The organism is Brevundimonas sp. GW821-FHT02A10, assembly GCF_059422025.1.
The window spans coordinates 107,993-133,842 of record NZ_JBWKWC010000007.1 but is presented as its reverse complement, the minus strand read 5'-3'; the positions used below and the strand labels follow the sequence as shown (position 1 = coordinate 133,842).

At 67.3% G+C, this 25,850-nt stretch carries 29 protein-coding genes; 20 read left to right on the top strand and 9 right to left on the bottom strand.

Annotated elements, in window-relative coordinates:
- Nucleotides 1-26: 26 nt before the first annotated feature.
- The 3 genes from AC07U0_RS16810 to AC07U0_RS16800 all read left to right on the top strand — a co-directional run bounded on the left by AC07U0_RS16810 (nt 27) and on the right by AC07U0_RS16800 (nt 6,322).
- Nucleotides 27-1,874, top strand: coding sequence for a DUF4153 domain-containing protein (locus AC07U0_RS16810; protein ID WP_494721122.1), 1,848 nt, complete (start codon nt 27-29; stop codon nt 1,872-1,874).
- A gap of 123 nt (nt 1,875-1,997) precedes the next feature.
- Nucleotides 1,998-3,467 carry a sigma-54-dependent transcriptional regulator gene (locus AC07U0_RS16805; protein WP_494721121.1) on the top strand — a complete coding sequence of 490 codons (1,470 nt, stop codon included), beginning with the start codon at nt 1,998-2,000 and terminating at the stop codon, nt 3,465-3,467.
- 212 nt (nt 3,468-3,679) lie between these two features.
- Nucleotides 3,680-6,322, top strand: a complete 2,643-nt coding sequence (locus tag AC07U0_RS16800; protein WP_494721120.1) for a TonB-dependent receptor plug domain-containing protein — start codon at nt 3,680-3,682, stop codon at nt 6,320-6,322.
- Nucleotides 6,323-6,360: 38 nt separating this feature from the next.
- Here AC07U0_RS16800 and AC07U0_RS16795 read toward each other — a convergent pair whose 3' ends face one another.
- The 4 genes from AC07U0_RS16795 to AC07U0_RS16780 all read right to left on the bottom strand — a co-directional run bounded on the left by AC07U0_RS16795 (nt 6,361) and on the right by AC07U0_RS16780 (nt 7,977).
- Nucleotides 6,361-6,624, bottom strand: a complete 264-nt coding sequence (locus tag AC07U0_RS16795) for a hypothetical protein (RefSeq protein ID WP_494721191.1) — start codon at nt 6,622-6,624, stop codon at nt 6,361-6,363.
- Nucleotides 6,625-6,782: 158 nt separating this feature from the next.
- Entirely contained in the window at nt 6,783-7,058 is a 276-nt protein-coding gene (gene gapR / locus AC07U0_RS16790; protein ID WP_492032370.1) for a nucleoid-associated protein GapR, read from the bottom strand.
- A 179-nt stretch (nt 7,059-7,237) separates the two neighbouring features.
- Entirely contained in the window at nt 7,238-7,363 is a 126-nt protein-coding gene (ykgO, locus tag AC07U0_RS16785; RefSeq protein ID WP_008263184.1) for a type B 50S ribosomal protein L36, read from the bottom strand.
- Nucleotides 7,364-7,503: 140 nt separating this feature from the next.
- Nucleotides 7,504-7,977: a hypothetical protein gene (locus tag AC07U0_RS16780; protein WP_494721119.1), complete on the bottom strand. Its 474-nt coding sequence runs from the start codon at nt 7,975-7,977 to the stop codon at nt 7,504-7,506.
- 382 nt (nt 7,978-8,359) lie between these two features.
- Here AC07U0_RS16780 and AC07U0_RS16775 point away from each other — a divergent pair, with 382 nt between their 5' ends.
- Nucleotides 8,360-9,634, top strand: coding sequence for a lytic murein transglycosylase (locus AC07U0_RS16775; protein WP_494721118.1), 1,275 nt, complete (start codon nt 8,360-8,362; stop codon nt 9,632-9,634).
- Nucleotides 9,635-9,903: 269 nt separating this feature from the next.
- Here AC07U0_RS16775 and AC07U0_RS16770 read toward each other — a convergent pair whose 3' ends face one another.
- Nucleotides 9,904-10,458: a GNAT family N-acetyltransferase gene (locus tag AC07U0_RS16770; RefSeq protein ID WP_494721117.1), complete on the bottom strand. Its 555-nt coding sequence runs from the start codon at nt 10,456-10,458 to the stop codon at nt 9,904-9,906.
- A gap of 217 nt (nt 10,459-10,675) precedes the next feature.
- On the opposite strand from AC07U0_RS16770, the gene AC07U0_RS16765 reads away from it, so the two are divergent.
- Complete coding sequence (locus AC07U0_RS16765; RefSeq protein WP_494721116.1) at nt 10,676-10,846, top strand: hypothetical protein; 171 nt, start codon at nt 10,676-10,678, stop codon at nt 10,844-10,846.
- Nucleotides 10,847-10,904: 58 nt separating this feature from the next.
- Nucleotides 10,905-11,249, top strand: a complete 345-nt coding sequence (locus AC07U0_RS16760) for a hypothetical protein (RefSeq protein ID WP_494721115.1) — start codon at nt 10,905-10,907, stop codon at nt 11,247-11,249.
- Here the strand turns inward: AC07U0_RS16760 and AC07U0_RS16755 are convergent.
- The 3 genes from AC07U0_RS16755 to AC07U0_RS16745 form a co-directional block, all read right to left on the bottom strand.
- Nucleotides 11,246-11,848, bottom strand: coding sequence for a hypothetical protein (locus tag AC07U0_RS16755; RefSeq protein WP_494721114.1), 603 nt, complete (start codon nt 11,846-11,848; stop codon nt 11,246-11,248). The genes AC07U0_RS16760 and AC07U0_RS16755 overlap by 4 nt on opposite strands.
- 41 nt (nt 11,849-11,889) lie before the next feature.
- Nucleotides 11,890-13,797: a S9 family peptidase gene (locus AC07U0_RS16750; RefSeq protein WP_494721113.1), complete on the bottom strand. Its 1,908-nt coding sequence runs from the start codon at nt 13,795-13,797 to the stop codon at nt 11,890-11,892.
- A gap of 83 nt (nt 13,798-13,880) precedes the next feature.
- Nucleotides 13,881-14,576, bottom strand: a complete 696-nt coding sequence (locus AC07U0_RS16745) for a hypothetical protein (protein WP_494721112.1) — start codon at nt 14,574-14,576, stop codon at nt 13,881-13,883.
- A 209-nt stretch (nt 14,577-14,785) separates the two neighbouring features.
- Between AC07U0_RS16745 and AC07U0_RS16740 the strand changes: the two genes are divergently transcribed.
- On the top strand, nt 14,786-15,025 hold the full coding sequence (locus AC07U0_RS16740; RefSeq protein ID WP_494721111.1) for a hypothetical protein: 240 nt from the start codon (nt 14,786-14,788) through the stop codon (nt 15,023-15,025).
- Nucleotides 15,026-15,049: 24 nt separating this feature from the next.
- Nucleotides 15,050-16,045, top strand: coding sequence for an SPFH domain-containing protein (locus AC07U0_RS16735; RefSeq protein WP_494721110.1), 996 nt, complete (start codon nt 15,050-15,052; stop codon nt 16,043-16,045).
- A 167-nt stretch (nt 16,046-16,212) separates the two neighbouring features.
- Here the strand turns inward: AC07U0_RS16735 and cysS are convergent, their stop codons facing one another.
- On the bottom strand, nt 16,213-17,622 hold the full coding sequence (cysS, locus tag AC07U0_RS16730; RefSeq protein ID WP_494721109.1) for a cysteine--tRNA ligase: 1,410 nt from the start codon (nt 17,620-17,622) through the stop codon (nt 16,213-16,215).
- Nucleotides 17,623-17,754: 132 nt separating this feature from the next.
- Here cysS and folE point away from each other — a divergent pair, with 132 nt between their 5' ends.
- From folE to AC07U0_RS16670, 12 genes are all read left to right on the top strand, one after another.
- On the top strand, nt 17,755-18,372 hold the full coding sequence (gene folE, locus AC07U0_RS16725; RefSeq protein ID WP_494721108.1) for a GTP cyclohydrolase I FolE: 618 nt from the start codon (nt 17,755-17,757) through the stop codon (nt 18,370-18,372).
- Nucleotides 18,373-18,520: 148 nt separating this feature from the next.
- Nucleotides 18,521-18,970 (top strand): biopolymer transporter ExbD, encoded by a 450-nt coding sequence (locus AC07U0_RS16720; protein WP_494721107.1) that lies wholly within the window; start codon nt 18,521-18,523, stop codon nt 18,968-18,970.
- Nucleotides 18,971-19,094: 124 nt separating this feature from the next.
- A complete protein-coding gene (locus AC07U0_RS16715) occupies nt 19,095-19,511 on the top strand; it encodes a biopolymer transporter ExbD (protein ID WP_494721106.1) in 417 nt (138 codons plus the stop codon).
- 1 nt (nt 19,512) lies between these two features.
- Nucleotides 19,513-19,866 (top strand): MmcQ/YjbR family DNA-binding protein, encoded by a 354-nt coding sequence (locus tag AC07U0_RS16710; protein ID WP_494721105.1) that lies wholly within the window; start codon nt 19,513-19,515, stop codon nt 19,864-19,866.
- Nucleotides 19,867-19,917: 51 nt separating this feature from the next.
- A complete protein-coding gene (locus tag AC07U0_RS16705; RefSeq protein WP_494721104.1) occupies nt 19,918-20,799 on the top strand; it encodes an alpha/beta hydrolase family protein in 882 nt (293 codons plus the stop codon).
- A 42-nt stretch (nt 20,800-20,841) separates the two neighbouring features.
- Nucleotides 20,842-21,690, top strand: a complete 849-nt coding sequence (locus AC07U0_RS16700; protein WP_494721103.1) for an aldo/keto reductase — start codon at nt 20,842-20,844, stop codon at nt 21,688-21,690.
- A 47-nt stretch (nt 21,691-21,737) separates the two neighbouring features.
- Nucleotides 21,738-21,986: a helix-turn-helix domain-containing protein gene (locus AC07U0_RS16695; RefSeq protein ID WP_494721102.1), complete on the top strand. Its 249-nt coding sequence runs from the start codon at nt 21,738-21,740 to the stop codon at nt 21,984-21,986.
- Nucleotides 21,986-22,633, top strand: a complete 648-nt coding sequence (locus tag AC07U0_RS16690; RefSeq protein ID WP_494721101.1) for a Pr6Pr family membrane protein — start codon at nt 21,986-21,988, stop codon at nt 22,631-22,633. The genes AC07U0_RS16695 and AC07U0_RS16690 overlap by 1 nt, the downstream gene beginning before the upstream one ends.
- 30 nt (nt 22,634-22,663) lie before the next feature.
- Nucleotides 22,664-22,810 carry a hypothetical protein gene (locus AC07U0_RS16685; protein ID WP_494721100.1) on the top strand — a complete coding sequence of 49 codons (147 nt, stop codon included), beginning with the start codon at nt 22,664-22,666 and terminating at the stop codon, nt 22,808-22,810.
- 108 nt (nt 22,811-22,918) lie between these two features.
- Nucleotides 22,919-24,448 carry a UbiD family decarboxylase gene (locus AC07U0_RS16680; protein ID WP_494721099.1) on the top strand — a complete coding sequence of 510 codons (1,530 nt, stop codon included), beginning with the start codon at nt 22,919-22,921 and terminating at the stop codon, nt 24,446-24,448.
- Nucleotides 24,449-24,534: 86 nt separating this feature from the next.
- Nucleotides 24,535-25,164, top strand: a complete 630-nt coding sequence (locus tag AC07U0_RS16675; RefSeq protein ID WP_494721098.1) for a hypothetical protein — start codon at nt 24,535-24,537, stop codon at nt 25,162-25,164.
- Nucleotides 25,161-25,793: a hypothetical protein gene (locus AC07U0_RS16670; protein ID WP_494721097.1), complete on the top strand. Its 633-nt coding sequence runs from the start codon at nt 25,161-25,163 to the stop codon at nt 25,791-25,793. Before AC07U0_RS16675 ends, AC07U0_RS16670 begins: the two co-directional genes overlap by 4 nt.
- Nucleotides 25,794-25,850: the final 57 nt, after the last annotated feature.

Sequence of the window (25,850 nt, the reverse complement as noted above, 5' to 3'; positions counted from 1 at the left end):
GGTTCAGATGGGTCGGGGAGACAACCATGACCATCAGCCACGACGATCACGCCGCCTCCGGCCGTTCCGGACTGGCGCGCGAGGGCGACCGGCGCGCGACCGCCGCGGTGCGCCTTGCCATCGGCCTGATCCAGGGCGTGGCCCTGTGGTGGCTGACGCGATCCTGGCCCGGTGCGTTCCGCCCGGCCTGGCCGGCGACCGATCCCTGGCTGTTCGGCTGCCTGTTCCTCGTCTTCGCCTTCCTGCCCGTGGTGCTGCTGGCGGGCGTCGGGCGGCTGAGGCCCGTCACCCTGATCGTCTGGGGCGGGATCGCCGGGGCGGTCATGGCGGCCCTGGCCTTCCATGACATCGACCGTCAGGGGGTGACGCTGGACGACACCGTCCTGTCGCCGGTCTTCGTGGCCTTCACGGCCGTGGCCCTGTTCATCACCCACCATCTGATCGTGCCCGCCGACCGGGAGCGCAGGCTCGTCGCCCCCTACCCCGCCTATTTCGACGCAGCCTGGATGGCCGGGGTCCAGCTGGCCCTGTCGATCGGCTTCGCGGGCGCCTTCTGGATCCTGCTGTTCCTCGGCGCGGCCCTGTTCAAGGTGATCGGCCTGAGCTTCCTCGGCGACCTGATCGGCAAGAGCTGGTTCGCCTTTCCGATGACCGGCCTCGCCTTCGCCACGGCGGTTCAACTGACCGACGTCCGCGACGGCCTGATCCGCGGCGTGCGGGCCGTGGCCCTGATGCTGCTGTCCTGGTTGCTGCTGGTGATGACGGTTCTGGCGGCGGGTTTCCTCGCCGCCCTGCCCTTCACGGGTCTCAAGGGCCTTTGGGACACCGGCAGCGCGACCGCCCTGCTTCTGGCCTCGGCCGCCGCCCTGATCATCCTGATCAACACCGCCTATCAGGACGGCCGTCCCGACAACCGGCCGCCCCTGGTGCTGCGCATCGCGGTCCAGGTGGCCTCCATCCTGCTGACGCCCCTGATCGGGCTGGCCGTCTGGGGCCTGATGCTGCGGATCGGCCAGTACGGCCTGACGCCCGACCGGATCATCGCCGCCGCCTGCGCCCTCGTCGGCGCCGTCTATGCGGCGGGATACGGCCTCGCCGCCGTCGTGCCTCTCGTCCGCAAGGGCTCCGGCTGGATGAAGGCGCTGGAGGCGACCAATCTGGCCGCGGGCGTCCTGGCCGTCGCCGTCATCCTCGCCCTGTTCAGCCCGCTGGCCGACCCTGCCCGGCTGTCGGTCGCCGATCAGGTCAAGCGGCTGGAGGCGGGCAAGGTCGCGCCGGCCAAGTTCGACTTCCGGTTCCTGCGTTTCGAAAGCGGCAAGGAGGGCGAAAAGGCGCTGGTCAGGCTGACACGGTCTACCGATCAGCAGATCGCGGGCCGCGCCCTCGAGATACAGGGATCGAATGATCGCTTCGTCGAGGCGGAGCGCGTGGAGTCCTTCCACATGAGGATCGAGATGCTCCCGGCCGGAACCGCCCTGCCTTCCAACTTTGATGCCGCTGTCAGGCAGAGCGACCTGTTGGGGGAGTGCAGATACGAGGACAACTGCGTCGGGCGGTTCACGGATGTCGATGGCGATGGCCAGCCCGAGATCCTGATCGCTCGCCAATACGCGATCACCGTCTTCGCGCTCGGCAAGGACCGCGCATGGACCGATCAAGGCGCGTACCAGATCCTGAGCTGTACTGCGGAGGGGCAAAGGCCAGACGGCCGTGAGATCGTGAGACGCGGCGCATTCGAGCCCGCAAAGCCCCGGTGGCCCAGTCTGAAGGGCGCTGGCGGCCGGGACTGGCGGTTCACCGAACGCCAAAGCTGCCAGCCCACTCTCGGTGCCCTTGAAGCCTCCGTACCTGCTGATCCGCCGCCCGCCCGTTAACCTCCCGCACACCACGCCCACCAACCCGATCTTCACCGCATCGGGCGTAGAAACGTCCCGAAACGGGTCAGTCGCGCTTCAAGACGCGGCGGCCTTCACGGTGATGACGAAGGTGTGCTCCCCATGGCCAAGACCGTTCTGGTGGTCGACGACGATCCGACCCAGCGCCGCCTCGTTCAGGCGGTTCTGGATCGCGAAGGCTATGCCGTCGTCCATGCCGAGAACGGCGGCGAGGCGATCGATCGCCTGACCAAGGGCGGCGGCGCGGATGTCGTGCTGCTCGACATGGTCATGCCCGGCATGAGCGGCATGGAGGCTCTGGCCGAGATTCGCACCGCCGGCGTCACCACCCCGGTCATCGTCCTGACGGCCAACGGCGGCATCGACACCGTGGTCAAGGCCATGCAGGCCGGCGCCCAGGACTTCTTCATCAAGCCCGCCAGCCCGGAACGCATCCTGGTCGGCATCCGCAACGCCCTGCAGATGACCCAGCTGACCCGCGAGGTCGGCCGTCTGAAGAAGCACGTCGCGGGTCGCACCTCGTTCGACGATCTGGTCGGCGACAGCCCGCCGATGCGTCTGGTCAAGGCCTTCGGGGCCCGCGCGGCCAAGTCGTCCATCCCGGTCCTGATCACCGGTGAGAGCGGCGTGGGTAAAGAGGTCATCGCCCGCGCCCTGCACGGCGCCTCGGATCGGTCCGGCAAGCCCTTCGTCGCGGTCAACTGCGGCGCCCTGCCCGCCAACCTGGTCGAGTCGATCCTGTTCGGGCACGAGAAGGGGGCCTTCACCGGCGCCCACGACAAGCACCTCGGCAAGTTCCAGGAGGCCTCGGGCGGCACCCTGTTCCTCGACGAGATCGGCGAACTGCCGCTGGACATGCAGGTCAAGCTGCTGCGCGCCCTGCAGGAGGGCGAGGTCGACCCGGTCGGCGCCAAGCGCTCGGTCAAGGTCGACGTCCGCATCGTCTCGGCGACCAATCGCGACCCGGCCCAGCAGGTCAAGGAAGGCGCCTTCCGCGAGGACCTCTACTACCGCCTGAACGTCTTCCCTATCGAGGCCCCGGCCCTGCGCGAACGCCGCGAGGACATCCCGGCCCTGGTCGACCACTTCATCGGTCGCTTCAACGCCGAAGAGGGCAAGCGCGTCGCCGGCGCCTCGGCCGAAACCATGGCCCTGCTGTCGGCTTTCGACTGGCCCGGCAACGTCCGCCAGCTGGAGAACAGCGTCTATCGCGCCCTCGTCCTGGCCGACGCCCCCTATCTGCAGCCGCACGACTTCCCGGCCATCTCGGGCGTCGCCATGCCGCTGGCCCAGGCCGAAGGTGGCCTCGCGCCCGCCGAAGCCTCGCATCCGTCGGCAGGCGGCCTGTCAGTCGATCTGCCGCCCCTGCCCGACCAGCCGATCCGCATCCTCGACGACCGAGGCCATCTGCGCACGCTGGAGGACATCGAGCGCGACCTGATCCAGCACGCCATCGAGGTCTATGCCGGCCATATGTCCGAGATCGCCCGTCGCCTCGGCATCGGCCGCTCGACCCTGTACCGCAAGGTCCGCGAACAGGGGCTGGAAGGCGCCCTGAAGGAAGCGATCTGAGGAACCCGCCCCGGATGCTGACGTTTCGGGGCAACATTTCACGGCTTTGCCGGAATCTGTCTGAAATTTAACGCATCCGCCCGACGGAGGTCGCGGAAGCGTGCGTTAGAGGCTCATGAAGCGGCGCATGGCCGGGGGTTGAAGGGACGCGCAGTCGTTCCACCGCCGGTCGCAGACGTCGCCACGCCACTGATGATTTCGGAAGACCCTCCATGACGATAGCCGTCGCCATTCTGTCCGCGCTTGCCTCCAGCGCGATCCAGACTGCGCCTGTGCCCACGCCTGCAACGGGCCCGACGGCTCCGCCGCAACAGGATCCGGCCTCCGCGCCGCCCCAGGACGACGACGCCCTGCCGCGTGGCGCTGCCACGGCCGACGCCTATGACCTGGGCACCGTCACCGTCACGGGCGTGAAGCCGCGCGGCAGCGTCGAGGGCGACATCCCGCCGGACGTCACGCTCAGCGCCGAAGAGATCAAGGCCTACGGCGCCAGCAATATCGCCGAACTGCTGCAACGGCTCGAGCCCCTGACCAGCTCCAGCCGCGGTCGTTCGGACTCCGGCCCGGTCCTGCTGCTCAACGGCCGCCGCATCTCCGGCTTCCAGGAGATCCAGGGCATCCCGGTCGAGGCCATCGAGCGCACCGAGATCCTGCCCGAGGAAGTCGCCCTCAACTACGGCTACAGCGCCGACCAGCGGGTGGTGAACTTCGTCCTGAAGCTGCAGTTCCGCCAGGGCACCGCCACCCTGCAGACGCGCGGCCCGACCCAGGGCGGCCGCACCACCACCGAGGTCGACGGCAACTCCTTCACCATCAAGACCGGCGACCGCTGGAACTTCGACATCGAGCAGCAGCACGACACGGCCCTGTTCGAGAGCGAGCGTGACATCACCCGCCCGGTAAATGCCAACACCTATGGCCCGAGCGGCGCAGTCGCGACGCCCGAGGAGCTGTCGGCCTGGCGCACCCTGCAGTCGCGCGGCGACCGGACGACGATCCGCGGCTCGCTGGCCCACGACCTGAACGCCACGACCAAGGCCACGGGCAGCTTCAGCCTGGAGGACTCGTCCACCAGCGGCTACGGCGGCCTGCCGTCGCTGAACCTGACCCTGCCGGCCGGGAACCCCTATTCGACCAGCGCCAGCGATGTGCGGCTGCAGCGCTACCTCGCCGATCCCGGCACGATGCTGCGCAACAACGACACCCTGACCGGCAAGGCCGCCCTGCTTGTGGACGGCTATCTGAAGGAGTGGCGCTACACCGTCACCGCCACCTACGACCGCACCGAGACCGACACCACGACCGGCCGCGGCTATGAAGTCCTGCCGGTCCAGGACCAGCTCGACGCCGACAATCCGGCGGTCAACCCGTTCGGGGTCATTCCACCTGCCCTCCTGCGCCCGGCTTCCGACACGGCCCATTCGGTCTCGAGCGGCGGCAACCTGGAATCGACGCTGAACGGCACCGTGTGGGAGGGCCCGGCGGGCAATCTGCGCTCGACCGTCAAGTTCGGCCTGGACACCCGGACGCTCGACTCCGAGTCGGACCGCACCGTCGTCGGCCACACCGAGAGCTCGCTGCAGCGCGATCGTGTCTATGGCAGCTTCAACATCAACATGCCGCTGACCAGCACCCGCCGGGACTTCCTCTCGAAGGTCGGCGACCTGTCGTTCAACTTCAACGGCGGCTATGACGACCTGTCCGACTTCGGCGGCCTGACCACCCTTGGCGGCGGCCTGAACTGGGCGCCGAACGGCAAGATCGGCTTCGTCGTCAGCTACACCCAGGAACAGGGCGCCCCGACCATCAACCAGGTCAATGACCCGGTCATCAACACCTCGAACGTGGCGGTGTTCGACTTCAAGGCCGGCGCCAACGGCGAGACGGTCAACATTACCCAGATCACCGGCGGCAACCGCAACCTGGGCTCCGACGACCGCTCGGTGGTCAAGCTGGGCTTCAACCTGACCCCGTTCCAGAGCGTCAACTTCAACTTCAGCTCCAACTACACCTGGAGCCGGACCGACGACGCCATCAGCGCCTTCCCGACCATCACCCCGGCCCTGGAAGCGGCCCTGCCCGGCCGGTTCGTGCGCGACGCCGACGGCAACCTGCTGTCGGTCGATGCGCGTCCGCTCAACTACGCCAGGACCGAGCGTCAGGACCTGCGCACGGGCTTCACCTTCTCGCGTCCGTTCGGCAAGCCGAATGCGGCGGCGGGCGGGCCCCGACCCGGCGGCATGATGATGATGGGCGGTCCGCGTCCGTCCGGTGGCGGCGAAGGCGGCGGCGCCGGGGGCCCCGGCGGCGGCGGTGGCGGTCCGCGCATGGGCGGTGGCGGCGGCCGTGGCGGCACCCCGATGCAGCCGGGCCAGGGCGTCTTCAACCTGTCGGTCTATCACACCTACCGCTTCCAGGATGAGATCGTCATCGCCGACGGCCTGCCGGTCATCGACCAGCTGAACGGCGGCGCCACCAGCGGCCGGGGCGGCACGCCCCAGCAGGAGATCCAGGTCCAGGGCGGCGCCTTCCGCAACGGCTTCGGCGCCTTCATCAACGCCAACTGGCGCGAGGCCACCAACGTCGACGGCGGCACCGGGGCGGACCTGAACTTCTCGCACCAGACCACGGTCGGGCTGAACATGTTCGTCGATATGAACCAGCGCCCGGACTGGGTGAAGAAGGCCCCCTGGCTGCTCAAGGGCGCCCGGATCAGCCTGGGCTTCGACAACATCTTCGACACCCGCACGGTGGTCACCACCTCGGCGGGCAGCCTGCCGGTCAACTACCAGCCCGACTACCTCGACCCGACGGGCCGGGTCATCCGGCTGAACTACCGCAAGGTGCTGTTCTAGAAGACGAAGAGGCCGGCAGATCGCTCCGCCGGCCTCTTTCATTCGGACTGGCCTTCGGGGGGCTTCCGGCGGCCCCAACGGCGCCTGGGCTCCTCGCCATTGGCCTTGGCGGTGATCTCCTTGAGCTTCCTGCCCTGCATGGCCGATAGGGCCTGGCCCGGCGCGCCCTTCTCCGGGTCGCCGAAGGCGCGGCCATAGGTCCTGATGCGGTCGGAGACACCCTCGATGAACTCCCCCTCCCAGTCGGACAGGGGAATGCCGGCCTTGTCGGCGGCGCGTTTGGCGCGCTTGAGCGCGTTCAGGGCCTTGCGGCGCGCGGCCTCGCGCTCGACCTCGAAGGGGCTGGGCGCGGGCTTGTCTGTCTTGTTCTTGAAGCCCGAGCCGGGCCTGAGCCCGGTCGAGCGCTTGAGCGACCCCGAAGGGTCTTTCGGACCGCCCGTTATGGGCGTCCGCTTCAGGCTCAGATCTCGCCGAGGGCGGAGAGGTAGAGGTCGAGGATGGCGTCCTCTTCCTGGCGCTTGGCCTTGTCCTGCTTGCGGATGCGGATGACCTTGCGCAGGATCTTGACGTCGTAGCCCTCACCCTTGGCCTCGGCGAAGACCTCCTTCTGGTCGGCCATGATCGCGGCCTTGTCCTCTTCCAGACGCTCGATCCGCTCGATGATCGAACGCAGACGGCCCTGGGCCGCCGAGGTCAGGACGTCCGAGCTGTCAAAGGAAGCGGCGGCGTCGGTCATGGGAGGCACTCCGGAGGAAGGCGGACTTGAAGGAGGCGAGACGCTAACCACGTCGGCGCGGCAGGCTCAACCACGAACACGAAAAAGGCTGCGGACAGATTGCCCACAGCCCTCGATAGCCAAGACATTTCAGAGACTTAGGCGTCCGCGATCACCTCGCGGGCGCCGTAAGCGCCTGCTTAGCCCTGCTTCGCCTTGAAGCGCGGGTCGGTCTTGTTGATCACGAAGACGACGCCCTTGCGGCGAACGACCTTGCAGTCGCGGTGACGGGTCTTGAGCGACTTGAGCGAGCTACGGACCTTCATGGTCGGGCGTCCTGAGGCAAATCAAAAATAAAAGAGCCGCGGGGCGAACCTGCGGCGGAGCGGTGCATGTAGAGATTCGGGAGGCCCAAGTCAACCGGTTCAGGCACGTCGATCACGCTGAATGGCAGATAGGGACGCGCTCAGGGAGGACAAGCGACCGCCGGGACCAGTCGCACGTTTCGGGTCGTCAGGGGAATGTCCCGCTCGTCATCCATGCCCACGACATGAACGTGCCCGCCGAAAGTCGCCGGCATAATCACGCTGCCACCTGTGTCCCGAACGTCATCGTGCTGAACCGGGCCGTAGAGGGTCAGCAACACCAGCGACCGGAAGCCCTCGGGACTGCGCTCGCGGGGCCAGCTGACCCCGTTGCTGCCCTCACCTTCCAGCACGCCCGCCGAGGTGACGCCACTCCCGGCCTTGATCATCCAGCCATAAGGCAGGTGGCAAACCGCGTTGATCTTCACGCCCCAGGTCGCGAAGGCGAAGGTCTGGATGGCATCGTCTTTCCTCAGCGGGAAGTCGACAATCGAGGCGAGATAGGTTCGCCCTTCATCCTTGGGCGTCGATGCAGTCGATTGATCGGCCGGGGCCGAGCAGGCGGCCAACAGCAACAGGGACGAGGACGCCAAAGCTTTCATCGGCCGACCTTCAGGCCGCAACCCAGGCCATACAAGGGATCACGATGAATGTGAGAGTTCCGCGCTCAAGCAGCGAGCCGCCGCGCGGCGAGCGATAGCGCCAAAAGGATGGAGGCCTGGCCTCCGAGTTGAACGGAGGGTCTATGGGCTTTCGGGCCCATCGCGTAGCCCCTCCGCCACCAGGCCGCATCAGGGTCGATGGACAGAATGTCGCACCCGGTTTGAGATTTCGGAAACGAACGCGGTGAACGGCCTGTTCACCCTGTTGAGGCAGAGTGACGCTGAACTGCAACGCTCGCCGGTCTCGCGCGCTTGTGATTGCCTGAACGTCGTCCGGAGCCCTAGCCTGTCCCCCATGCGCCTTTCCGCCCGCCTCCTGCTGATCCTGTCCGTCGCAGCCTGCGCCCCCATGCTGCCGCCGCCGGAGACCGTGCTGCCGCCGGCGAAGCCGGAGCCCCAGCCGCAGCCTCAGATCCAGCCGCCCCGGCCCGGGCCGCAGCCGACCCAGCCGGTCTATGACCAGCCGGGCTTCGAGGGCTGGAAGCAGGGCTTCCTGAACAGGATGGGCGGCGCCCGCCGCGCGGAATACGAGCAGCAACTGGCCGGTCTGACGCCCGATCAGGAGGTCATCCGTCTGGACGGCAACCAGCCCGAGTTCAGCCGCCCCGCCGGCGCCTATGTCGCCAACGCCGTTTCGGCGTCGCGGGTCGCCGAGGCCCGCCGCAAGGTCGATATCGTGCCGTGGAGCGTGACCCAGCGCTTCGGCGTGCCGGCCGAGATCCTGGTTTCGATCTGGGCCCAGGAATCGAGCTTCGGCCAGGTCCAGGGCAACAAGGACGTGATCCGTTCGCTGGCCACCCTCGCCTATGAAGGCCGCCGCCGCGACTGGGCCGAAGGCCAGTTGCGCGACGCCCTGAACATCGTCATCGACGGCCGCCGCACCCGCGCGGGCCTGACCGGCAGCTGGGCCGGGGCCATGGGCCAGACCCAGTTCATGCCCGACAACTATCTGCGTCTGGGCGTCGACCAGAACGACGACGGCAAGGTCGACATCTGGGGCTCGGACGTCGACGCCCTCGCCTCCGCCGCCAATCTGCTGGCCCAGGCCGGGTGGAAGCGCGGTCAGGCCTGGGGCTATGAGGTCGTGATCCCACAGGGCTTCGACTACAGCCTCGCCGACGGCCCGTCGCGGCCGTGGAGCTTCTGGCGCCAGCAGGGCGTGACCCTGGCGCGCGGCGGCGCGATGACCGACGCCGAGGCCGCCGAGAACGCCACCCTGCTGCTGCCCCAGGGCGCGCGCGGCCCGGCCTTCATCGGCCTGCCCAACCACTTCGTGATCCGCCGCTACAACAACTCGGTCTCCTACGCCCTGGCCATCGGCCTGACGGCGGACGGGGTGGCGGGCAAGCCGGGCCTCGTGGCCAGCTGGCCGACGGACGCTCCGATGTCGCGCGACCAGCGGGTCGGCGCCCAGGCGGCCCTGACGCGGATGGGCTATGACACCGGCGGCGTCGACGGGGTGGTGGGGGCCAACACCCGCGCGGCCCTGAAGCGCTGGCAGGCCGCCAACGGCCGCATCGCCGACGGCTATCTGACCGCCGATCTAGCGAACGAGCTGATGAGCCGCTGACCGGGCGTTTTGCACTCGAAAAAGAGTGGGTGCAAAAAGTGCAATCGGTGAGACCGCAGATCAGGAACGGCTGACAGACTGCTGAAACTTCGTCGTATTTTCTGACGCCGTTCGCTGCACTCGGCTTGCATTCGCGTACAGGCGGCTTTCTGCGGCGGTTGGCGATGTCAAAGACCGGACGGGCAGTCTAACCCCGCCGGAAAGTCTGCTGGGCCGAATGGGGTGGGTCAGGCGCAAGCCGCTGACTTCGTTGGCGGCGGCTCCGGCGTCTATGCGAACTCGGGCTGCTGCGCAGGCTTCGTCAGGGCGTAGACGCAGCTGGGCCCCGCCGCCTCTGCGAGCTGGGGGCGGGCCTCCCAGTTGGCCAGAGTGGCTTCGTAGCTGAGCCCCGCCTTCTGCAGGACCGCGGCGGAGGCTGCGTTGTCCGGGTGGCAGGTGGCCCAGACGCGATGGATCTGTGGCTGGGCGATGGCCCAGGTGACGATGGCGGAAGCGGCCTCGGAAGCCACGCCCCTGCCCCACGCGGCTTCGTTGAGGATATAGCCGAAGTCGGCCTTGGGCGGGCTCAGCCGCAACTCGATGACGCCGGTGAACGCGCCGGTCGCCCGCTCCACGATCGCCCAGGGGAAGGCCGCGCCGGAGACCCGGGCCTCCTCGCAGCGCACGGCGAAGGCGAGGCTCTCGGCCAGTTCCCGATGGCGCACGAAGGGCATGAACCGCGTCGGCGCGGCCTGGCCCGCATAGGCGAAGACATCCGCTGCGTCGGCCCGGGTCACGGGACGCAGCGTCAGGCGGTCGGTCTGGAAGGTGTCGGGGGCGCGCATCGGGCGATGATGCGGACGGCGCCCTGACCGCGCAATGGGTGGCAGGGCTGACCGGCCCGGCAGGTTGACTGGTGTTAATCGCCGGGCCGGTCATGGGATGTCTGTCAGGGAACACCCCAACGCTCTTTTGCCACCACTCCGGGAAACCGGCACCGGGATTCACGGCGATCTTACAACGTTTTACAATTGGCTTCGCACGGCAGCGCTAGAGGGAGGCATGCTGATTTCCCTGCCCAAGGACGCGGCCGAACGCCGCCGGGCCCTCGACTGGCTGAACGCCGAGGGCATCCATCATCTGCGGCTGTTCCAGGCGGTTCAGATCGCCGACCGGGAACAGGCGCTGCGGTTCCGGCAGTTCGTCGAGACGCGCGAACGGCTGGGCGCCTGAGGCTGGATTACTCCGGGCGGGCTGGCCATGATGGACCTTCGATCAGAAGGCTGACGCGATGTGGTGGTCCATTCAGGGGTGGTGGGAATTCCACCGGACGGCGGTGATCGGGCTGCTGGTCTCCATACTGATCGCCGCGATGATCGGGGGCGCGCTGATCGTGTGGCGAGGTCCGTACGGCCGCACCGAGGCCGTGACAGGCCGGATCACCGGATTCGGGAATTCGGTCGGCCGAAGATCTCATCCGATCGCCTTAGTTCAGGTGGACGGCCGACGCGCGGAAATCCGCCTTGCCGAGACTCCGCGCTGTCGAACGGGCAGCCAGATTTCTCTGGTGCGCAACCACAACCTCATCGGACCGACCTACGATATGGCCCCGGTTCCGGAGCCTTGTCGCCCTTAGCCGCAGCCCTCGACATAACCCAGCGCGGGCATGACGCCGACGTGGATCAGGCTGACCTTGCCGTCCGTGCCGATCTCGAAGCGGACGGCGGGATCGCCGCTCGCGGCATTGGGGGCGGTCAGATATTTGGCGGGGGCGTCCTGGTATTTGTGGGGCTCCTCGCGGAAGCCGCCGAACCAGCTCTTCACGTCCTTCTCGGTCGAGCCGACGCCGACGCCCTCGACCAGCTTCACGTCCGAGCGCTGGCCGACGGTGATGCGCTGGACCTTGCCCTGTTCGACGATGGCGTAGACGCCCGGATAGTCGGGCGAAGACACGGTGCGGCAGGCGTCACCCGTCTGGGCGCCCCGCTCGGCCCAGGTTCCGCCCGCGGGGACGGGCTGGCCGATCTTCAGATCGCCGAGGCCTTCGAGGCCGATGACCTTTGTCGGAGCGGACGGGGTCGCAGCAGGCGCGGGCGTGGGGGCCGTTGCAGGCGCGGTCGCCGCGGGCGGCGCGGGCTCGGAGGTCTTCTCCGGCGCCGGACCACAGGCGGCCAGCAGGGCGATCAGGGAAACGGCGGCGAAGGCGGGCGCGATGCGCGAGCTCGGAGCTTTCATGCCGCCTGAACGGTCAGCGCCCCGCCGCGTTCCCTGCCCTCTCAGCTCGCCGGCTTCAGATACCGGTCGAACCAGCCGACGATGCGGCGCGAGAGGTCCTCGGTGTGTTCGCGCTGGCGGATGCCGTGGCCCTCGTCCTGATAGATGACCAGCGAGGTCGGCGTGCCGTTGGCGACGAGGCCGTGCCAGAACTCCATCGACTGGGGCGCCGGGGTCTCCAGATCGCGCTCGCCGACATAGATGAAGGTCGGGGTGTGGGCGTCCTTGATCGAGCGGATCGGCGACAGGCGGTCATAGACCGAGGGGTCGTCATAGAAAGTCGAGCCGAAGAAGGGGACCATCCACTGGTCGATGCCGTTCTGGCCGTAGTAGCTGCCCCAGTTGGCGATGCCGGCGCCGGCGACGGCGGCGTGGAAGCGCTGGGAGTGGGTGACGGTCCACATGGTCATGAACCCGCCGTAGGAGTGGCCATAGACGCCGAGGCGGGCGTCATCGACCGGCGACTCGGTCTCGATGAAGTCGATGCCCGCGAGGATGTCCTTGAGGTCCCCGCCGCCGAAGTCCTGATAGTTCAGCCGCTCGAAGGCGTCGCCCTGACCGTAGGAGCCGCGCGGATTGGGCAGGAACATGAAGTAGCCGGCCTTGACCAGATCGGCGACCGTGCCGCCGAAGACGAAGTTCGGCAGGGCCGCCGAGGACGGGCCGCCGTGGACCTGGACCACCATCGGATATTTGACGCCGGGGGTCAGGGTGAGCGGCTGCAGCACCCAGCCCTGAACCGTCTGCCCCTCGGACTGGTAGCTGATGCTGTGGGCCGAGACCGTGGGAGCCAGGCCGTCGTTGTCAAGGGTGATCGCGCGCATATGGCCGGGCGTCCCGACCTCGATGCGCGGGGCGCGGTCGAAGGTCTGGGTCACATAGGCCACCGTGCGGGCGCGGGCGTCGAAGGCGGCCTTGCCGTCGCCAGCCGAGATGGAGACCGGGGCGGTGGAGACGTCGGAGACGGTCTTCGCTGCGGGATCGACCATGGCCGTGCCCGTCTCGCCGCCGACGATCAGGGTCGAGGCCAGTTTCGCGCCACGCCAGGCGACGGAGGTGAAGGTGCCGCGATAGCCGGGGGTGACGTCGGTCGGGACACCGCCCTCGAAGGGCACCGTGTAGACGTCGCCGCCGACCGAGCCGAAGTCGCTCATGACGCCGCCGATGAAGGCCACGGTCTTTCCGTCCGGGGACACGCGCGGGATGTTCATCTGGTAGCGCGGGGCCGCGATGATCCGGGGCGCGCCGGTCATCGGGAAGGCCCGCAGGGAGGCGACCCACCAGTTGTTGTCGCCATTGCCCTCGGCGGCGGTGGCGACGAAGCCCTGCCCGTCCGGCGTCCAGTCGTACTCATAGACGAAGGTCCCGTCGGGCGAGACCATGTGCGGTTGACCGCCAGTGAGCGGCACAGTGGCGATGCGCTGGCTGTCGAGCGACAGGCTGCCGATCTCGCCGACCTGACGGGCGCCGGCCTGGGTGGCGCCGGTCTCCTTGGACGGGTTGAGGGTGATCAGCAGGGCGATGGACTGGCCGTCCGGCGACCAGCGCGGGGTGGAGACCAGACCCTGGACCGTGGTCACGGCGCGGGGCAAGCCGGCCTGTGAGACATAGAGGGTCACGCCGTCCGCGCCGTTGGCGAGGAAGGCCAGCTTCGAGCCGTCCGGCGACCAGGTCGGGGCGCTGTAGCGGCAGGCCGCGCACGGGTCGATCGTGCCCGAGACCTTGCCGTCCAGACCGCGCAGGACGATCACGCCGTGGGTCCCGGCCGCGCCCTGGGCCTGGCTGGAATCGACCGAGGCGATCGTCCGGCCGGCGGGATCGAGGGTGACGCCGGAGTAGGAGAACAGGGTCGGCGGGACCGCGCCCGCCTGGGAAGCCAGAAGGGCGGCGGCGGCGAGAGGTGCGAACATGGGGGAACTCCGGCTCCGGATCGGGCGCGGTGTTACAAACTACGGTCCGGCGGCTGTGGCAAGCTGTCGCAGGCCGGCTGGCCTCAGGTTCCGCTGATCAGGCCCATGAAGTCCGCGAACCATTTCCAGTGCGGGACCGCGAACATGGTCCACTCCATCGCCAGCAGGCCCGCCAGGGTCACGGCATAGGGCGTCAGATAGCGGGCCTTGAAGCCGCCGTGCTTGAGGGCGTCGCGGACGATCAGGGCGACGATGATGATCTCGACCGTCCAGTAGGAAGGATGCAGCGACCCGCGCAGGCCGCCGATGGCCTCGATATTCATGCCGTAGGCGCGGCCCAGCGCCGGGATCAGGGCGACGAAGACCGTCGAGCCCAGATAGCGGGAATGCAGGGACATGACCCGGCGGTTCAGGATGCCGGCGACATAAAGGACGGCGAACAGGGCCAGCGACCAGAGATCGATCCAGTCGAGGATCAGCAGCAGGTCGGGCGGGAAGTGCGACTTCGGCCCCTGCGAGGTCAGGACCACGATCAGGGCGCTGATTACCAGACCCGGCGCAAGGATCAGCGACGACCAGCCAATCCAGCGGTGGGTGCGGTTCTGGCGATGACCGATGAGCCAGCTCTGCACGATCAGCAGCACCATCCAGCCGACGGCGAACAGACCATGGACGATGCGCAGCGTGTCCGGCGGCCCGAAGGCGCCCACGGTCGTCGGCCAGAAGCCGAACACGGTGACGACCAGGGCCAGAACGAAGGCCCAGAAGAGATGTTTCACGGCTGTTCCCCCCGAACCGGCAAACGGAGCCCGCACGCCCCGCCCGCCTTGGCTAACACGGGTCTTCGAGTCCCGACAGTCTCACGGCTGCGCTTGTCGCAGGGCGCCGCTTTCTGTGGCGCGGGCGACGCGGTTCCCGCTATGATCGAAACGGGCCGGGCGACCGGCGGGAAACGGAGGGCGCGATGAACGAGCCTGTGAAGTTGCCTGTGAAATCCGAAGACAAGCCGGATCGGGCGATCCTGGCCGGCTTCTTCGCCTTCCTGTCGATCGGCCTGGTGCTGATGGCGGCCTTCGCCCTGTTCCGGGTGATCGTGCCGCTGATTTTGGAGGCGCACTTCTTCGGATCGGTCTTCGTGGCCTCGGTCACAGGCCTGTTCGGCACCCTGGGGCTGGGGGTGCTGGCGGTGTTTCTGTTCAGACGGGTCGCCCGGATGATCCGTTCGTAGATTTCAGAGTTCGAGGGGGATGCAATGACGTTTCAGGGGAACGCTTTCGGCGGCGCTTCGGCGCGCGCCTGGAGACTGGTCGCGACGGTGGCCGTGCTGGGGCTGGTGCTGGCAGGCGGTAGCTGCGCGGTGACCTCGTGCAGCGTGACGGTCGAGAGCGGCGAGGCCGGCATCAAGACCACCAAATTCGGACCCAACCCCGGCGTCCAGCCGACCGAGCTGCGGCCCGGCTGGCATTGGGAAGGCCTGGGCGAGAAGATCATCAAATATCCGACGCGCCAGCGGGTCTATTCCTACACCCGCGAAGGCAACGCCGACGGACAGGAGAATGAGGAGATCGGCTTCGCCGACCAGACCGGCCTGCCGATGACCGCCGACGTCAACATGACGGTCAAGGTGGCGGACAACAAGGCGGCGGACCTCTACGCCAAATACCGGCTGAGCTTCGACGACCTGCTAGACAATCCGATCCGCAACGACGTCCGCTCCTTCATCGCCCAGGAGGCTGAGAAGGTGCCGGTGTCCTGCAACCTGCAGGCCCAGCAGCCGGTCGAGCTGAGCGCCCAGACCCCGAATAGCCAGGCCCCCGCGGCGGTCTGTACCGGCAGTTTGATGGGCGCCGGCCGTCAGGCAGTGATCCAGCGCGCCTTCACCAATCTGCAGCGGAAGTGGGCGGTCGAGGGGGTGGAAATCTCGAACCTGCAGTGGGTCGGCACCATCCGCTATCCGGAGAGCATCACCACGGCCATTCAGGCGCGCACAGCGACGGAACAGCGGACGCTGGCGGCCCAGCAGAAGGAGGCCGAGGCCCGCGCCAACGCCAACGCCCAGATCGAGACGGCGCGCGGCGAGGCGGAATCGATCCGCCTGCGCGGTGAGGCGCTGCGGGCCAATCCGCAGCTGATCGACCAGATTTACGCCCAGCGCTCGCAGGGCCTCTGCCCGCCCCGCGCCTCGACCTGCATCATCGGCCAGACGCCGACCACGATGATCCCGGCGACGGGTCAGCAGGCGGAGTAATCAGGAGCCTTCTCCCCTTGCGGGAGAAGGTGCCCCGGAGGGGCGGATGAGGGGTCGTGTGGCCTGACCGGTGACGGCTTTCACACGCAGACTTCAGATGTCAGCGTGACCCCTCATCCGTCTCGCTCCGCGAGCCACCTTCTCCCGCAAGGGGAGAAGGAAGCCCCTTACTCCTTCAACCGCCAGGTGGCGCCCGTCGGGCCGTCCATGACGACGACGTTGAGTTCGGTCAGGCGGTCGCGGATGCGGTCGGCGGCGGGCCAGTCCTTGGCGGCGCGGGCGGTGACGCGTTCGGCCAGCAGGGCCTCGACCTCGGTCTTGAGGGCGTCGTCGGCGCCGCCTTCGAACCACTGGTCCGGGCTGGACAGCAGCACGCCCATGATGGCGCCCGAGGCCAGCAGTTCGGCCTTGGCGATGGCGACGGCGTGATGGTCGCCGGCGGTCATGGCGCGCTCGATCTCGCTGGACAGGGCAAAGAGTTTGGACATGGCGCCGGGGGTGTTGAGGTCGTCGGAGATGGCCTCGAGGAACTCGGGCGACGGCATGTCGCCCTTGGCCTCGACGTCGGCGGCGCGACGGAGGGCGCCGTAGAGGCGGTCAAGGTTCTTCTTCGACTGGTCCAGCAGCGACTGGTTCCAGTCCAGCGGCTGGCGATAGTGGGCCGACAGCAGGGCCCAGCGGACCACCTCGCCCGGGACGTGCTGCACCAGATCGTGGAGCAGCAGGACGTTGCCGATCGACTTGGACATCTTCTCGGCGTCGACGGTCAGGAAGCCGTTGTGCATCCAGTAGCGGCTGTATTCGGCCGGGGCCTGGTCGGCATGGGCGTGGCCGTGGGCGCAGACGCCCTGGGCGATCTCGTTCTCATGGTGGGGGAAGACCAGGTCGATGCCGCCGCCGTGGATGTCGATCGGCAGGCCGAGGGTTTCCTCGATCATGGCCGAGCATTCGATGTGCCAGCCCGGACGGCCCGCGCCCCAGGGCGACGGCCAGCTGGGCTCGTTTTCTTTCGAGGGCTTCCACAGGACGAAGTCGTGCGCGTTCTTCTTGTAGGGGGCGACCTCGACGCGGGCGCCGGCGATCATGTCGTCGAGGTTGCGGCCCGAAAGCGCGCCATAGGCCGGATAGGCCGAGACGTCGAACAGCACATGGCCCTCGGCCGCATAGGCGCAGCCGGCGTCGACGATCTGGCCGATCTGGGCGACGATGGCGTCCATATGGTCGGTGACGTGGGGGGTCAGGTCGGGCGGGGTGACGTTCAGCGCGGCCATGTCGGCCAGATAGGCGGCCTCGTAGCGGGCGGTGACCTCGCCGATCTCCACGCCCTCCTTGAAGGCCTTCTGATTGATCTTGTCGTCCACGTCGGTGACGTTGCGGGCGTAGATCACGCTGTCGGAGCCGTATTCCCGACGCAGGAGCCGCGTAAGGACGTCGAACACCACCGGCGGGCGGGCGTTGCCGATATGGGCGAAGTCATAGACCGTCGGGCCGCAGACATAGAGGGTGACGCGCTCGGGGTTCCGCGGCGTGAACACCCGCTTTTCGCGGTGCAGGGTGTCGTAGAGTGAGAGCGTCATCTTGTGGGGCGGCCTTGATGGTTTTCTTGCAGTACGGACTGAACGTCCCATATAGCCGCGAAGCTGTTAAACAGTGTCCGAAGGCGAATGAAGCCGTCTTCGTCGCCTCCCCGTTCGTTTGAGACCGATTTCATGAGTTCGACGCCCACCAAACCCGTCCTCGTCCCGGGGAATGACCAGGTTGTCCGGCCCAGCCGCGAGCAGGCGCTGGAGGCCGTGCGGACCCTGATCGCATGGGCCGGCGACGATCCCGCGCGCCCCGGTCTGGTGGATACGCCCAAGCGGGTCGTGGACGCCTATTCCGAATGGTTCGAAGGCTATGACGCCGATCCGGCCAAGGAGCTGTCGCGCACCTTCGAGGACGTGACCGGCTATGACGACATGGTCGTGCTGCGCCAGGTCGAGGTCGAAAGCCACTGCGAGCACCATATGGCGCCCTTCATCGGCAAGGCTTTCGTCGCCTATATGCCGGGCGAGAAGGTGGTCGGCATCTCCAAGCTGGCGCGCGTGGTCGAGATCTTCGCCAAGCGTCTGCAGAACCAGGAAACCCTGACCAACGACATCGTCGAGGCCATCGAATCGCACCTGTCGCCCAAGGGCGTGGCCGTGCTGGTCGACGCCGAGCACCAGTGCATGACCACCCGGGGCGTGCATCACCGCCACGTTTCAACCATCACGACCCGCTTCACCGGCGCGTTCAAGTCCGATCCGGCATTGGTTGAGCGCTTCCTGAAACTGGCGCGGGGCTGAACCTTTCGCCCGGCGCGCGAAAAGCGACGCGAGGGAACCGTCTGAGCGTCGAGACCGCTTTACAAGCGACGCCCGGGACGCCAAGACACCGGTCTGAACATTCAACCGCAGTCCGCCGCGCGGCGGGCCTCGACGGAGACAAGTAAGTATGGCTGGCAAAGTTTCGGGCCCCGTCGGCGCCTCGGGCGGCAAGACGATCCAACAGAACTCGGACATCAACGTCACGCCGTTCGTCGACATCATGCTGGTGCTGCTGATCATCTTCATGGTCTCGGCCCCGCTGGCGACCGTGTCGATCAAGCTGGACCTGCCGCCGGCGACCCCGCCGACCAACGCCGAAAAGCAGAAAGAGCCGACCTATATCTCCATCCAGGAGTCGGGCTCGATCTTCATCGCCGACAAGCAGACCACCATCGAAACCCTGGCCAACGACGTCTGCGCCGCCGTGGGCAACCCCACCGGTCAGGGCTGCCAGGAAGAGCGCGTCTTCATCCGCGCCCAGCCGGAAGTGAAGTACAACCAGTTCATGGAAGTCATGAACGACCTGCAGAAGAACGGCTTCTTCAAGGTCGGCCTGCTGAACGAAGACATCGAATAGGGTTCGCCCCATTCCGGAAGACCAAGGCCGCGCCCTCCGGGACGCGGCCTTTTCTTTGACCAAATCCCGGCTCCAGATCGTCGGGCGGAACAGGGTTCCGCCAAGCAACGAGAGGGAGATCGCCATGGCTATGCGTTTTCAGGCTCCGAAGGCCGCCGACCAGAACGCCGACATCAACGTCACGCCGTTCGTGGACATCATGCTGGTGCTGCTGATCATCTTCATGGTCTCCGCCCCGCTGGCGACCGTATCCCTCAAGCTCGACCTGCCGCCGCCGACCACAACCCCCATGCCGTACAAGGACCCGGTCTATGTCAGCGTCCAGGCCTCGGGCGCCGTCTTCGTGGCTGACAGGGCCTCGTCGATGCAGACCGTGTCGGCGGATGTCTGCGCAGCCCTGGGCGGCGGCGCCTGCCAGAGCGAGCGCGTCTTCGTGCGCGGCGAGGCCGAAACCTCCTATCGCAGCTTCATGGCCGTGATGAACGACCTGCACGCCCACGGCTTCGACAAGGTCGGGCTGCTGAACGAGGACATCGAATAGGGTGACACACGCCGAACTCCGCGCCCTGCTGTTCGCCCTGCCGGGCGTGGAGGACGGCCCATCCTATGGCGAGCCCTCGTTCAAGGTGGCGGGCAAGTTCCTGACCTGGATCCGGCCGCAGCTCGACGACAGCATCGTCGTCCATCTGGACAGCCTCGACGAGCGCGAGCTGCTGATCGAGATGGACCCGGCGACGTTTCACTTCACCGACCACTACAGGGATCACCCGCTGGTGCTGGCGCGGATCGCGACGGTCGATCCGGACTGGCTGAAGGTGATGCTGGCGCGACGGTGGCGGAAGCAGGCGCCGCGGAGCCTGTCGAAGGCGCATGCGAAGATCCCGGGAGAGGCTTGACCTGACCTCGGGTCAAGCTGTCATCGTCCGTCCTGAAACAGGACTGACCTCGTGAGCGATTCTCCCTCCCCTGCCCTGACTATCCGCGACTTCGTCCACGAAGCGGTGGACGGCTATCCGCTGTCGATGCGGCTGATCGCGCATCCGGAGCCGAAGCATGCGGTGCTGATGTCGTCGGGAACGGGCTTCCCCAAGCGGTTCTACGAGCGGTTCGCGCGGCATCTGGCGGCGAAAGGGGCGGCGGTCCTGACCTATGACTTCCGGGGCATCGCCGGGTCGCGGCCCGAAGATTTGGGCGCCATGGTCATGGACTATCCGGACTGGGGCCGATGGGACATGCCGGCGGCGGTGGAGGCGCTGGAGGCCGCGGCGCCCGACCTGCCTATCCTGCACGTGGGCCATAGCGTCGGCGGCCATTTCGTCGGCTTCATGCCCGAGCCGAACCGCATCGCCCGCCACGCCTTCGTCAGCGTGGGCGTCGGCTATTGGGGCCTGCATCACCGCAGCTACAATCCGCTGGAGCTGTTCTTCTGGCACGGTTTCGGGCCGCACAGCCTGAGGCGGCACGGCTATGTGAAGGGCGGCGGCCTGTGGGCCGGGACCGACCTGCCGCGCGGGGTGTTCGAGACCTGGAAGCGCTGGTGCCTGAAGCCCGAATATTTCGAGAACGAGCTGGGCGACCGGCTGAGGCCCAACGCCTTCGACACTGTAACGGCGCCGATCACCTCCTGGATCTTCACCGACGATCCGATCGCGACGCCGGCAGCGGCCGAGCGGCTGCTGAGGGTCTATCCGAATGCGCCGAAGACGATCGTGGCGCGAACCCCGGCGGAACAGGGTGTGAAGCGCATCGGGCATGAGGGCGCATTCCGGGCCGGAATGGAGCCGCTGTGGGACGAGATTTTCGACGATCTGGTTGCGCCCGCCGCCTGACGGCATAGGTAGGCGGTCACCTCTGCAGAACAGGCGCGCGCCATGACCGAACAATCCCGCATCGACATCGACGGCCTGTCCATTCCCCTGCTGGGCTTCGGCACCTGGATGCTGGAGCCCGAGGACGCGCGGCGGATGGTCGCCGAGGCCCTGCGCATCGGCTATCGCCACATCGACACGGCCTGGATCTACAAGAACGAGGCGGCGGTCGGCGACGGCATCCGCGACGCCATCGAGGCCGGTCATGTGACCCGCGACGAGGTCTGGCTGACGACCAAGATCTGGGTCGCCCACTTCCATCACGACGCCCTGCTGGCCCAGGCGAAGGAGTCGGCGACGAGCCTGGGCTTCACCCCCGACCTGCTGCTGCTGCACTGGCCCAAGAAGACCCCGACCTTCGCCGAGACCCTGGGTGCGCTCAATGAGGCCAAGGATCAGGGCCTGACGCGTTCGATCGGCCTGTCCAACTTCCCCTCGGCCGAGTTCCGGCAGGCGCAGGGGCTGTCGAAGGCAAAGCTGGTGACCAACCAGGTCGAGTACCATCCCTATCTGAACCTCAGCCCCCTGCTGAAGGCGGCCGATGAGCTGGGCTCCACAATCACGGCCTGGTCGCCGCTGGCCCAAGGCAAGATCGCCGACGATCCGGTGATCAACGCCATCGGCCGCGCCCACGGCAAGTCGGCCGGTCAGGTGACCCTGCGCTGGCTGATCCAGCAGAACGTCATCGCCATTCCGCGCACGACCAAGGTGAGCCGCGCCGAGGAGAGCTTCGACATCTTCGACTTCCAGCTGTCGGACGACGAAATGGCGCAGATCCACGCCCTGGCCCGGCCCGACGGCCGGCTCGGCGACTGGCTGGACCCCGACTTCAAATGGGATCAGACTGGCTGAACGCGCCTCCGGAAGGCGCGCCGAGGAAGTCGCCGAGGAGGTCCGTGATGGGCGTCGTGCTGGAGTTTCCCGAGGCCGATCCCCGCTTTCAATCGGCGGGGCGGCGGCTGAAGCGATGGCGCGAGCAGCGTGGCGTCGGGATCGAGGCCCTGGCCGAGGCCATCCACGCCAGCCCTGACGTCATCCGCCGGTGCGAGGCCGGTCGCAGCCGCCTGGACAGCGCCCAGCTGGAAGCGGCGACCCGGGCCCTGCACCTGCCGCTCTGGGCGCTGGTGTCGGACGTCCCCGCCTACTGATGGGTAACGCCGCGCGGATCTGGCGGATCGTCTTCGCGGCCATCGGCTGCACGGCCATCGCCTATCAGTGGTGGGCGGCGGTCGTCACGGGAATGAGCACCTCTCCGCTCGGCAGCACGGTCGTCTATTTCAGCTTCTTCACCACCCAGACCAATGTGCTGGCCAATCTGATCTTCCTCGCCCCGGTTCTGGCGCCGAATGCGCGGATCGGGCGCTGGGCCGCCAGCGAAGGCGTGCGGGCGGCGGTGGCGATGTATATCGCCGTGGTCGGGCTGGTGTTCCACTTCATCCTGAGCGCGACGTGGAAGCCCGAGGGGCTGGCGGCGGTAGGCAACTGGGTCGTCCATTACGTGATGCCGGCGGCGGTGGTGCTGGACTGGCTGCTGTTCACGCCCAAGGGGCGCTTGCGCTGGATCGATCCGGTGAAGTGGCTGGCGTTTCCGCTGGTCTATGGGCTTTGGACCGTGATCCACGGCGCCCTGATCGACTGGTATCCCTACTTCTTCATCGACATCGACAAGCTGGGCTGGACCCGGGCGCTGATCAACTATGCGGGCCTGCTGATCTTCTTCCTGATCGTGGGACTGGCGATTGTCGGGCTGGACAAGACGCTGGGCCGCAAGACCCGGTCCGCTGCCCCGGCCTAGCCCGTGAAGATCAAGGCACGGATCAGGTCGATGAGCGCCCACCAGACCAGCGACGACAGGCCAAAAGCCGCGAGCACGGCGCCGCGAACCCAGACCGTCCTGACCGCCGCCTTCATGATGATCCGCGTCTTCTCCATGGACGAAGGCGTAACCCGGGTCTGCGGAAAGCCCGAGTAAAAGACTGTAAAGTCGGGCCGCCCCCCGGTTGGACAATGGGACAGGGTGACTCCGGCGTCTCAGCCGCCTAAGCCTCGGCCAGAGATCGACTCCCGCCGACGAGACCCCATGGCCTATAAATCCCTGCGCGACTTCATGGCCATGCTGGAGGCCGAGGGCGAGCTGGTGCGGGTGTCGGAGCCCGTCTCCACCCATCTGGAGATGACCGAGATCCAGACACGGCTGCTGAGGAACGGCGGGCCGGCAGTGCTGTTCGAAAAGCCGGTGATGCCCGACGGCTCCATCAGCCCGATCCCGGCCCTGGCCAATCTGTTCGGCACGGTGAAGCGCGTGGCCATGGGCGTGACCATGGAGAAGAAGACCCGCACGACCGCCATGGAGCTGCGCGAGGTCGGGGAGTTGCTGGCCTTCCTGCGCAATCCGACGCCCCCGCGCGGTCTGGGCGACGCGATGGAGATGCTGCCGCTGGCCCAAACGGTCATGTCGATGCGTCCCAAGGTGGTGAAGACCGCGCCGGTGCAGCAGGTGGTGCTGAAGGGCGACCAGATCGACCTGACGTCCCTGCCCGTTCAGGGCTGCTGGCCCGGTGAGCCGGCGCCGCTGATCACCTGGGGTCTGGTGGTCACCAAGGGTCCGTCGGACAGCGCCGAGGACGATTTCAACCTGGGCATCTACCGGATGCAGGTGCTGGGCAAGGACAAGGCCATCATGCGCTGGCTGGCCCACCGCGGCGGGGCCCAGCACTATCAGCGGCACAAGAAGGCCGGGAAGCGCGAGCCCCTGCCCTGCGCCGTGGTGCTCGGCGCCGATCCGGGCACCATCCTGGCGGCCGTGACGCCGGTGCCGGACACCCTGTCGGAGTATCAGTTCGCCGGCCTGCTGCGCGGCCAGAAAGCCGAGCTGGTCGCCTGCAAGACCGTGCCCCTGATGGTGCCGGCCAATGCCGAGATCGTGCTGGAGGGCCATGTCCTGCTGGACGAGCACGCGCCCGAGGGCCCCTACGGCGACCACACCGGCTATTACAACTCGGTCGAGACCTTCCCGGTCTTCCAGGTGACGGCGATCACCATGCGCAAGGACCCGATCTATCTGACCACCTTCACCGGCCGGCCGCCGGACGAGCCGAGCGTGCTGGGCGAGGCGCTGAACGAGGTGTTCATTCCCCTGCTGCGCGCCCAATTCCCTGAGATCACCGACTTCTGGCTGCCGCCCGAGGGCTGTTCCTACCGCATCGCCGTGGTGTCGATGAAGAAGGCCTATCCGGGCCACGCCAAGCGGGTGATGCTGGGCGTCTGGAGCTATCTGCGCCAGTTCATGTACACGAAGTGGGTCATCGTCGTGGACGACGATATCGACGCCCGCGACTGGAAGGACGTCATGTGGGCCATCTCGACCAAGATGGACCCGGCGCGCGACATCACCGTCATCGAATCCACCCCCATCGACTACCTCGACTTCGCCAGCCCCGAGAGCGGCCTGGGCTCCAAGATCGGCCTGGACGCCACCGACAAATGGCCGCCCGAGACCAAGCGCGAATGGGGCGAGGAAATCCGCATGGACGAAGCGGTCGTGGAACGGGTCAACGACCTGTGGGACCGGCTGGGCCTGCCCGGCGACGGGACGCCGATCTGGAAATAGGCTCGTCGCGCCCGTCCGCGTGATCGGCCACGGGTGACGGAATCGGAACGCCCGCCTAAGGTGACGCTTGTTCACCCGGGGGTCCTATGGGCGCGTTCGAGTTCTTCTTCAGCTTCTACGGCCTGCTGCTGGGCTTTTCGGCGGCGGAGCTGGTGGGCGGCTTCACCCGCCTGTTGCACCAGAGGAAGGACATCCGCTTCGGCCTGCTGACGCCGATGCTGGCGATCTTCGTGGCGATCGACATCGCCACCTTCTGGAACCAGGCCTGGGTGATCCTGAGGTTCGCGCCCTACAGTTTCGCCCTCTTGATCCTGGGCCTGTTCGTGGCGGGGATCTTCTATGTCGCCGCGACCCTGACCTTCCCGAACAAGCTCGCGCCCGGCCAGTCGATGGATGACCACTTCTGGGGGCAGCGCCGGATCGTGCTGCTATGCGTGCTGAGCGCCAATCTGATCATGGCGACCCTGTTCATGATCGTGACGACCGCCACCGGCGAGTTCTCGCTCGTGATCAAGCCAGTCGTTCTCTACGGCCTGGCCCTGTTCACGACCCTGACCCTGGTCGCCGCCTTCGCGCGCAGCAAGAAGGTGGTCATCGCGGCCCTGGCCATCCTGCTGGCCTATCACAGCTACACCATCGGCCGCTCGGTCACGGCCCTGGTCGCCACGGGCGGCTGGTCGGTGCGGGCGCCCGCGAGTCCGGAGGCCGATAAATGAGCGCGTTCGAGTTCTTCTTCAGCTTCTACGGCATGGTGCTGGGCCTTTCCGTGGCGGTGATCGCGACCGGGCTGGCGACCTCGATCCAGCATCGCAAGTCGATCCGCATCGGCTGGCTGACCCTGCTGCTGGCCCTGTTCGTGTCACTGGATATCGCCACCTTCTGGGACGCGGCCTGGCACATGTTCCGCGACGCGCCGTTCAGCTACGGCATGCTGGTGATCGGCCTGGCCATCGCCCTGGTCTATTTCATCGCGGCCTCGCTGGTGTTCCCGCACAGCATCCGTGACGGCATGGATCTGGATGAGTATTTCTGGGCCAACAAGAAGGTAGTCCTGCTGCTGACCGTCGCCGCCAACCTGATGATGGTGGTGTTCAGCATGGCGCAAATCCTCGGACGGCCCGACGCCATGATGATCGTCATCAACTATGCGGCGTCCTTCCTCCTGTATGTGGCGCTGATCGTCCCGGCGGCCCTGGCGCGCAAGCCCCGGCTGTTCGCGATCACGGTGGGGCTGCATGTGATCATCTACCTCGCCATCGCCTGTATGCCGGCGGGGTTCGGCGCTCCGCAGACGACCAAGGCCGGTGTGGCGGCCTCAGCGACGGCCCCTGCTCCAAAGGGCTGAGCCGGACTTGCCATCGGAGCCGGATCAGGAGACCAATCCGGGCCATGCCTTTCCCCC

Bases quoted from the DNA above. Each gene is read 5' to 3' on its own strand.
- AC07U0_RS16680 (WP_494721099.1), top strand. From the start codon at position 22,919: ATGGCCTATAAATCCCTGCGCGACTTCATGGCCATGCTGGAGGCCGAG.
- AC07U0_RS16750 (WP_494721113.1), bottom strand. From the start codon at position 13,797: ATGTTCGCACCTCTCGCCGCCGCCGCCCTTCTGGCTTCCCAGGCGGGC.
- ykgO (WP_008263184.1), bottom strand. From the start codon at position 7,363: ATGAAGGTCCGTAGCTCGCTCAAGTCGCTCAAGACCCGTCACCGCGAC.
- AC07U0_RS16685 (WP_494721100.1), top strand. From the start codon at position 22,664: ATGAGCGCCCACCAGACCAGCGACGACAGGCCAAAAGCCGCGAGCACG.
- AC07U0_RS16800 (WP_494721120.1), top strand. From the start codon at position 3,680: ATGACGATAGCCGTCGCCATTCTGTCCGCGCTTGCCTCCAGCGCGATC.
- AC07U0_RS16810 (WP_494721122.1), top strand. From the start codon at position 27: ATGACCATCAGCCACGACGATCACGCCGCCTCCGGCCGTTCCGGACTG.
- AC07U0_RS16720 (WP_494721107.1), top strand. From the start codon at position 18,521: ATGGCTGGCAAAGTTTCGGGCCCCGTCGGCGCCTCGGGCGGCAAGACG.
- AC07U0_RS16760 (WP_494721115.1), top strand. From the start codon at position 10,905: ATGTGGTGGTCCATTCAGGGGTGGTGGGAATTCCACCGGACGGCGGTG.
- AC07U0_RS16715 (WP_494721106.1), top strand. From the start codon at position 19,095: ATGGCTATGCGTTTTCAGGCTCCGAAGGCCGCCGACCAGAACGCCGAC.
- folE (WP_494721108.1), top strand. From the start codon at position 17,755: ATGAGTTCGACGCCCACCAAACCCGTCCTCGTCCCGGGGAATGACCAG.
- cysS (WP_494721109.1), bottom strand. From the start codon at position 17,622: ATGACGCTCTCACTCTACGACACCCTGCACCGCGAAAAGCGGGTGTTC.
- AC07U0_RS16690 (WP_494721101.1), top strand. From the start codon at position 21,986: ATGGGTAACGCCGCGCGGATCTGGCGGATCGTCTTCGCGGCCATCGGC.
- AC07U0_RS16775 (WP_494721118.1), top strand. From the start codon at position 8,360: ATGCGCCTTTCCGCCCGCCTCCTGCTGATCCTGTCCGTCGCAGCCTGC.
- AC07U0_RS16695 (WP_494721102.1), top strand. From the start codon at position 21,738: ATGGGCGTCGTGCTGGAGTTTCCCGAGGCCGATCCCCGCTTTCAATCG.
- AC07U0_RS16735 (WP_494721110.1), top strand. From the start codon at position 15,050: ATGACGTTTCAGGGGAACGCTTTCGGCGGCGCTTCGGCGCGCGCCTGG.
- AC07U0_RS16805 (WP_494721121.1), top strand. From the start codon at position 1,998: ATGGCCAAGACCGTTCTGGTGGTCGACGACGATCCGACCCAGCGCCGC.
- AC07U0_RS16675 (WP_494721098.1), top strand. From the start codon at position 24,535: ATGGGCGCGTTCGAGTTCTTCTTCAGCTTCTACGGCCTGCTGCTGGGC.
- AC07U0_RS16770 (WP_494721117.1), bottom strand. From the start codon at position 10,458: ATGCGCGCCCCCGACACCTTCCAGACCGACCGCCTGACGCTGCGTCCC.
- AC07U0_RS16670 (WP_494721097.1), top strand. From the start codon at position 25,161: ATGAGCGCGTTCGAGTTCTTCTTCAGCTTCTACGGCATGGTGCTGGGC.
- AC07U0_RS16700 (WP_494721103.1), top strand. From the start codon at position 20,842: ATGACCGAACAATCCCGCATCGACATCGACGGCCTGTCCATTCCCCTG.
- gapR (WP_492032370.1), bottom strand. From the start codon at position 7,058: ATGACCGACGCCGCCGCTTCCTTTGACAGCTCGGACGTCCTGACCTCG.
- AC07U0_RS16755 (WP_494721114.1), bottom strand. From the start codon at position 11,848: ATGAAAGCTCCGAGCTCGCGCATCGCGCCCGCCTTCGCCGCCGTTTCC.
- AC07U0_RS16765 (WP_494721116.1), top strand. From the start codon at position 10,676: ATGCTGATTTCCCTGCCCAAGGACGCGGCCGAACGCCGCCGGGCCCTC.